We start from the raw sequence: 7,503 nt of genomic DNA on the forward strand, positions 1-7,503 counted from the left end.
CCTGTACTAAACTAATTTTTTTCGGGACATTTTAACTTGCGCTTGACATTAGAAACTAATCGAATAATTTTCGATGCATAAATACCTCATTTCAATTAACAGAATAGAACACCTATTCAACTGAAAATGTTGCCTGAACTATTACCATATTTGAAACGTCAAAGGAAGAATGCTACACTGAAAGAACGAATGTTCGAATGAACATAAGGAAGGAGGAAATGAATGCGTAAAATATTACATATCGATATGGATGCCTTTTTTGCATCTGTTGAGCAAATGGATCATCCTCATTTAAGAGGGAAACCCATTATCGTAGGTGGAAAAATCAATCAACGTGGAGTAGTGGCAACTTGTTCTTATGAAGCAAGAGCATTTGGAGTGCGTTCTGCTATGCCAACAAGTAAAGCCATCCGATTATGTCCAAAAGCCATTATTATTCCTCCGAATTTTGAACGCTATCGACAATTAAGTTTACAAATCCGAGAAATATTTCATCGATATACACCTCTCGTTGAACCGATGTCGATTGATGAAGCTTATCTAGATGTTACAGAGAATTCAAAAAATCAAACTTCTGCAACTATGATTGCTAGAGAAATTCAAGAAGCTATCTATAAAGAGATAGGATTAACTTGCTCTGTAGGAGTATCTTTTAATAAATTTTTAGCTAAAATTGCTTCTGGACAAAGAAAGCCCGCGGGAATTACTGTGATTGATCAAGAATCATTTCCAGAATTTATTAAAACACTACCTGTTGAAAATTTTTTTGGTGTAGGACAAGCAACTGCAAAAAAATTACATCAGAAAAAAATATTTACAGGTGAAGATATCTTGAATTGTTCAAAAGAGTATTTAATAGAACAGTTAGGAAAGCAGGGAGAAGCACTATATCGACAAGTAAGAGGAAAATCCAATGATCAATTAACATTGTATCGGGAAAGAAAATCTTATGGAAAAGAAGAAACTTTATTAGAAGATACAACAGATGAAGAAGTATTACAGAAATATATTGAGCAATTCTCAGAACAAATATCCAACTGGTTAAAGAAAAATAAACTAGCAGCTAAAACAATAACAATAAAATTAAAACAAAGTGATTTTGAAACAAAAACTAGAAGTAAGACACTAGAAACTTATATACAAAATAAAGATAAGCTTGTTTTAGAAGCATCTAATTTATTGATGGAACAATATAATAATGAATCAATTCGTTTAATTGGACTAACAGTTTCTCAATTTGAACAGACTCTCCATTTATTTGAACAAGTAAAACTGTTTTAATAATATTAGTACAGTTTTTATAACACCATATAACACAGGACGAAAGATATATTTTCCAACTTTTTTCGTTAAAAATGAAAATTGATAAAGTTTCTGCACAAAAAAACATAAATAAATACTTTAATTATAAAGAAAAACTTGTAATACTATTCACCAAAAATAAAAATCAAAACTCGAACTTAATTACTTGCATAACTAAAAAAAGCATGGTAAATTAGTATATGAAAATAATAGAAATGATACAGAAATAACATTCTGTTTCTTCATTTTTGTTATGAAGCACAATTTCTTAAAGAAAAGGGGAAACAAAAAGTATGGCAACGAAGAAAAAATTCGATCTCGATGCACTTTTCACACCAAATAACACGAACTTTGAAATGGTTCAAGTGTTAGATCCAGAGGGAAATGTTGTTAATCCAGATCTAGTACCTGATTTATCTGACGATGAATTAGTCGAATTAATGACTGATATGGTATGGTCACGTATTTTACATGAACGTTCAACAGCATTAAACCGTCAAGGACGTTTAGGATTCTACGCTCCAACAGCTGGTCAAGAAGCTTCACAATTAGCTTCAATCAAAGCAATTGATAAAGGAGACGTATTATTACCTGGTTACCGTGATGTACCACAATTAGTAAAACATGGTTTACCATTATCACAAGCATTCTTATGGTCTCGTGGACATGTTGCAGGTAATATGTACCCAGAATCATTAAAAGCTTTACCACCACAAATCATCATTGGTGCACAATATGTTCAAGCAGCAGGGGTTGCATTAGGATTACAAAAACGTGGTAAGAAAAATGTCGCTGTTACTTATACAGGTGACGGTGGATCTTCACAAGGGGACTTCTATGAAGGCATTAACTATGCTGGTGCATACAAATCACCTGCTATCTTCTTCATTCAAAACAATGGTTGGGCTATCTCAACTCCTCGTGAATTACAAACAGCTGCTACTACATTAGCACAAAAAGCGGTAGCTGCAGGTATTCCTGGTATTCAAGTAGATGGAATGGACCCATTAGCAGTTTACGCAGTAACTAAAAAAGCTCGTGAATATGCAGTTGCAGGAAATGGTCCAGTATTAATTGAAACAATCTGTTTCCGTTATGGTCCACATACACTATCAGGGGATGACCCAACTCGTTACCAACCAGAGGGTATTCAAGACGAATGGGCTAAAAAAGATCCATTAATTCGTTTCCGTAACTACTTAACAGCTAAAGGCTTATGGTCTGAAGAAAAAGAAAATGAAGTTATTGAAGCAACTAAAGAAGAAATTAAAGAAGCAATCAAAGAAGCTGACAAACAACCAAAACAAAAAGTTTCATTCTTCTTGAAGACAATGTTTGAAGAACCAACAAATGTTATCCAAGAACAAATTGATTACTTTGAAGCAAAGGAGAATAAATAATTATGGCACAAATGACAATGATTCAAGCCATTACTGATGCATTGGCTTTAGAATTAAAACGTGATGAAAATGTCCTAATTTTCGGTGAAGACGTTGGTAAAAACGGAGGAGTTTTCCGTGCAACTCAAGGACTTCAAGATGAATTTGGTGAAGACCGTGTATTTAATACTCCTTTAGCAGAATCAGGTATTGGTGGTTTAGCTATTGGTTTAGCATTAGAAGGTTATCGTCCAGTTCCTGAAATCCAATTCTTTGGATTCGTATTTGAAGTAATGGACAGTGTTGTTGCTCAAGCAGCTCGTTACCGTTACCGTATGGGTGGAACTCGTCAAATGCCTATCGTATTCCGTGCACCATTTGGTGGTGGGGTACATACACCGGAATTGCACTCAGATAACTTAGAAGGTTTAGTAGCACAATCTCCAGGTTTGAAAGTGGTTATTCCTTCAAATCCATATGATGCAAAAGGATTATTAATTTCAGCAATTCGTGATAACGATCCAGTTGTATACTTAGAACATATGAAATTATACCGTTCATTCCGTGAAGAAGTTCCAGCAGAAAACTATACAGTTCCTTTAGGAAAAGCTGCTGTAACTCGTGAAGGAACAGATGTTTCTATTATTACTTACGGAGCTATGGTTCGTGAATCTGTTAAAGCAGCAGAAAACTTAGAAAAAGAAGGCATTTCTGTAGAAGTGATTGACTTACGTACAGTTTCACCATTAGACTTAGATACAATTTTAGCTTCAGTTCAAAAAACTGGACGTGTTGTAGTTGTACAAGAAGCTCAACGTCAAGCAGGTATTGGCGCAATGGTAATGTCTGAAATTTCAGAACGTGCAATTTTACATTTACAAGCACCAATCGGTCGTGTTGCAGCACCAGACTCAATCTTCCCATTTGGTCAAGCAGAAAATGACTGGTTACCAAATGCAAGTGATATTGAAGCAAAAGTTCGCGAAACTTACAATTTTTAATTCGTAAAATCATTCACTAAAGAGCAAAAAGCCCTTCAAAGGTGATTTGCTCTTTAGAATATTTAAGTAAAAATTAAGAAGGGATGTACAAGCATGGCTTTCCAATTTAAAATGCCTGATATCGGTGAAGGTATCGCAGAAGGCGAAATCGTAAAAATCGACATTAAAGTCGGTGACACAATTCAAGAAGATGATATTTTATTTGAAGTACAAAACGACAAATCTGTAGAGGAAATTCCTTCTCCAGTAAGTGGTACTATTTTAGAAGTTAAAGTTCAAGAAGGAACAGTAGCACGTGTAGGAGATGTTATTGTTGTTATCGATGATGGTTCTGGTCCAGCAGAAGCAGCACCAGCATCAGCTCCTGAGGCAGCACCTGCACCGGCAGCAGTTCCAACTCCAGCGCCAGTAGCACCAGTTGCACCGGCAGCAGCACCAGCACCAGCTCAAGCAACAGGTGTTCCAGCAGCAAGCAATCCTGATAAATTAGTATTAGCAATGCCTTCAGTGCGTCAATATGCACGTGAAAAAGGTGTTGATATTACATTGGTTGTTCCAACTGGTAAAGGCGGACGTGTTACTCGTGAAGATATCGACAACTTCGGTGGGGCTCCAGTTGCATCAGCTGCTCCAGCAGTAGAAGCAGCAGTTGCTTCAGCGCCAGCAGCACAAGTAGAAGCTCCAGCGGCTAAAGCAGAACCAGCTAAACCATTTGTAGGTTCAGCAGAACGTGAAGAACGTGTGAAATTAACTCCAATGCGTAAAGCAATTTCTAAAGCAATGGTAAATAGTAAACATACAGCTCCTCACGTAACATTACATGATCAAGTTGAAGTTTCTAAACTATGGGATCACCGTAAGAAATTCAAAGATGTTGCCGCAGCACAAGGTACTAAATTAACATTCTTACCATATGTTGTTAAAGCATTAGCAGTAGCAATGAAGAAATACCCAGTATTAAATGCTTCAATCGATGATGCAACACAAGAAATTGTTTACAAAAACTACATCAATATCGGTATTGCAACAGATACAGATTTAGGATTATTCGTTCCAAATATTAAAGATGCAAATACTAAGAGCATGTTTGGAATTGCTGATGAAATCAATGCATTAGCAGCTAAAGCTCACGAAGGTAAATTAACAGCAACTGATATGGGACAAGGAACAATTACAATTTCAAATATTGGTTCAGTAGGTGGCGGCTGGTTCACTCCAGTTATTAACTACCCTGAAGTAGCTATCTTAGGTGTAGGTACAATCGTTCGTGAACCAGTAATTAACGAAAACGATGAAATCGTAATCGGACGTAACATGAAATTATCATTAAGTTTCGACCACCGTATCGTGGACGGAGCTACTGCTCAAAAAGCTATGAACGAACTAAAACGTTTATTAGCTGATCCAGAATTATTATTAATGGAAGCTTAATTATTAATTAGTAGTACGACGTAAACCCTTCGGTCTACGTCGTATGACTATTGAAAACTTTTAAGAGGTGAAAAAGATGGTAGTAGGCGATTTCGCTATTGAACTAGATACAGTCGTAATTGGTGCCGGCCCTGGTGGTTATGTTGCTGCAATTCGTGCAGCGCAAGAAGGACAAAAAGTTGCGATTATTGAAAAAGAATATATTGGTGGTGTGTGTTTAAACGTTGGATGTATTCCATCTAAAGCATTAATTTCTGCAGGACACCATTATCAAGAAGCTCAACATTCTGAAGTTTTCGGAGTAACTGCAAAAGAAGTGGTATTAGATTTTGCGAAAACTCAAGAATGGAAAGATAACCAAGTAGTTAAAAAATTAACTTCTGGTATCGAATACTTATTAAAGAAAAATAAAGTGGAAATCATTCGTGGGGAAGCTTTCCTAGTTGATGACCACACATTACGTGTTGTAACAGAAGATTCTGCTCAAACATACTCATTCAACCATGCAATTATTGCAACTGGTAGCCGTCCAATTGAAATCAAAGGTTTCAAATTTGGTGGACGTGTGATTGATTCAACTGGTGGTTTAGGATTAAAAGATGTTCCTAAGAAATTAGTTGTAATCGGTGGTGGAGTAATCGGTTCAGAATTAGGTGGAGCTTATGCTAACTTAGGTTCTGAAGTAACAATTTTAGAAGGTGCTCCAAGTATTTTATCAATGTTTGATAAAGATATGGTGAAATTAGTAGAAGATGATTTCGCTAAAAAAGGAGTTACAGTTATTACTTCAGCAATGGCTAAAGAAGCAGTTGATAATGGAGATAGCGTAACCGTTAAATTCGAAGTAGATGGTAAAGAACAATCAATCGTTGCTGACTATGTAATGGTTGCTGTAGGACGCCGTCCAAACACTGATGAATTAGGATTAGACGTTGTAGGTGTTGAAATGACTGAACGTGGTTTAGTAAAAGTAGACAACCAAGGACGTACAAATATTAAAAACATTTTTGCAATCGGGGACATCGTTCCTGGTGCAGCATTAGCACATAAAGCTAGTTACGAAGGTAAAGTTGCTGCAGAAGCAATCTCAGGTAAACCAGTTGCTGTTGACTATCGTGCAATGCCAGCTGTTGCCTTTACGGATCCAGAATTAGCTTCTGTTGGTTATACTCAACAACAAGCGAAAGATGCTGGATTAAAAGTGAAAGCTTCTAAATTCCCTCTAGCAGGAAATGGTCGTGCTATTTCATTAAATGCAACAGAAGGATTCGTTCGTTTAATTACAACAAAAGATGACAACGTAATCGTTGGCGCACAAGTAGCCGGAGTTGGCGCAAGTGACTTAATTGCAGAATTAGGTTTAGCAGTTGAAGCTGGTATGAATGCAGAAGATATTGCATTAACAATCCACTCACATCCATCATTAGCTGAAGTAATTATGGATACAGCTGAATTAGCATTAGGTATGCCAATTCATATATAATAACATTTTGATGAAAGACCGAGTTTTCTCGGTCTTTTTTTGGTTTTTACAAATATTTTTCTAAAAAGATTATAAGAATGAATATAACATATTTTATATATATGAGAACGTTTTATGATAACGTTTAAATGTATACATAAATACGAATAACTATTACAAGAAATAGTCAAAAATATTGTAAAATCAATTGTTATTATTTGACAGAGTATGAATAAAACTGTAATATGAATAGTGAATTTTTATATTATTTTGAGGTGAATTATGGTAAGTAAAAACAATCATTATTTGAACCAGCAAAAGTCTGGTCGGAAATTTGAAAAGTATTCGATTAAAAAATTAAAAGTGGGTGCCGCTAGTGTATTAGTTGGTGCTGGTTTCTTTTTTGGGTATCATGTTGAAGCAAGTGAAGTAACAAAAGCTGAAAGCGTTGTGAATGCAAATAATGAAGCTTTTGGTGATAAAAAAATAAATTCTCAAGCGACTGTTGAAAGTATTCCTAACAAAGAAAATAGTGTTACAGAACAACCAGTGGTAACTGGAGTAGTAGAAGAGAAAAAAGTTGAAACAACAATCTCTCAAGCTGTAGGAACACAAGCTGTTCAAACACTTCAAACAACTGAATTACAAGAAAAAGTATCAACATTACAAACGGAAATCAATCGTATCCGTTCTAATGAAAAACAAAAATCACAAATTGAAAAAGCTGAAAAATTAGTAGAAGAAGCAAAACAATTAATCTCTTCTAATGCAACTTCTCAAAAAGAAGTCGATGCAAAAGCAAAAGAAATTAGTTCGTTAACAATTATCCTAAAATCAATTAAGGCTGAAGAAGTTACAAAAGAAAATAAAAACAAAGACAGCCGTAATGGTAAAAAGATGGAAGAAGGAACTGGTTTCAGAACAGGTG

At 35.5% G+C, this 7,503-nt stretch carries 6 protein-coding genes; all 6 read left to right on the forward strand.

Translation table 11 applies throughout. The features are described 5' to 3' along the window. Window positions 1–222: 222 nt before the first annotated feature. Window positions 223–1,281 carry a DNA polymerase IV gene (gene dinB, locus RWM24_RS08280; protein WP_314113280.1) on the forward strand — a complete coding sequence of 353 codons (1,059 nt, stop codon included), beginning with the start codon at window positions 223–225 and terminating at the stop codon, window positions 1,279–1,281. 314 nt (window positions 1,282–1,595) lie between these two features. Further along, window positions 1,596–2,702 (forward strand): pyruvate dehydrogenase (acetyl-transferring) E1 component subunit alpha, encoded by a 1,107-nt coding sequence (gene pdhA, locus RWM24_RS08285; protein WP_314113282.1) that lies wholly within the window; start codon window positions 1,596–1,598, stop codon window positions 2,700–2,702. Between the two features lie 2 nt (window positions 2,703–2,704). Beyond that, on the forward strand, window positions 2,705–3,682 hold the full coding sequence (locus tag RWM24_RS08290; protein WP_314113283.1) for an alpha-ketoacid dehydrogenase subunit beta: 978 nt from the start codon (window positions 2,705–2,707) through the stop codon (window positions 3,680–3,682). A gap of 93 nt (window positions 3,683–3,775) precedes the next feature. Beyond that, complete coding sequence (locus RWM24_RS08295) at window positions 3,776–5,113, forward strand: dihydrolipoamide acetyltransferase family protein (protein ID WP_314113284.1); 1,338 nt, start codon at window positions 3,776–3,778, stop codon at window positions 5,111–5,113. 76 nt (window positions 5,114–5,189) lie between these two features. Then, window positions 5,190–6,596, forward strand: a complete 1,407-nt coding sequence (gene lpdA, locus RWM24_RS08300) for a dihydrolipoyl dehydrogenase (RefSeq protein ID WP_314113285.1) — start codon at window positions 5,190–5,192, stop codon at window positions 6,594–6,596. A gap of 261 nt (window positions 6,597–6,857) precedes the next feature. Continuing rightward, window positions 6,858–7,503: YSIRK-type signal peptide-containing protein (locus tag RWM24_RS08305; RefSeq protein WP_314113287.1), on the forward strand; the 646-nt coding region annotated here is incomplete at its 3' end.

This window comes from uncultured Granulicatella sp. (assembly GCF_963516875.1).
In the GTDB taxonomy this organism is placed as follows: domain Bacteria; phylum Bacillota; class Bacilli; order Lactobacillales; family Aerococcaceae; genus Granulicatella.

Bases quoted from the DNA above. Each gene is read 5' to 3' on its own strand.
- dinB (WP_314113280.1), top strand. From the start codon at position 223: ATGCGTAAAATATTACATATCGATATGGATGCCTTTTTTGCATCTGTT.
- pdhA (WP_314113282.1), top strand. From the start codon at position 1,596: ATGGCAACGAAGAAAAAATTCGATCTCGATGCACTTTTCACACCAAAT.
- RWM24_RS08290 (WP_314113283.1), top strand. From the start codon at position 2,705: ATGGCACAAATGACAATGATTCAAGCCATTACTGATGCATTGGCTTTA.
- RWM24_RS08295 (WP_314113284.1), top strand. From the start codon at position 3,776: ATGGCTTTCCAATTTAAAATGCCTGATATCGGTGAAGGTATCGCAGAA.
- lpdA (WP_314113285.1), top strand. From the start codon at position 5,190: ATGGTAGTAGGCGATTTCGCTATTGAACTAGATACAGTCGTAATTGGT.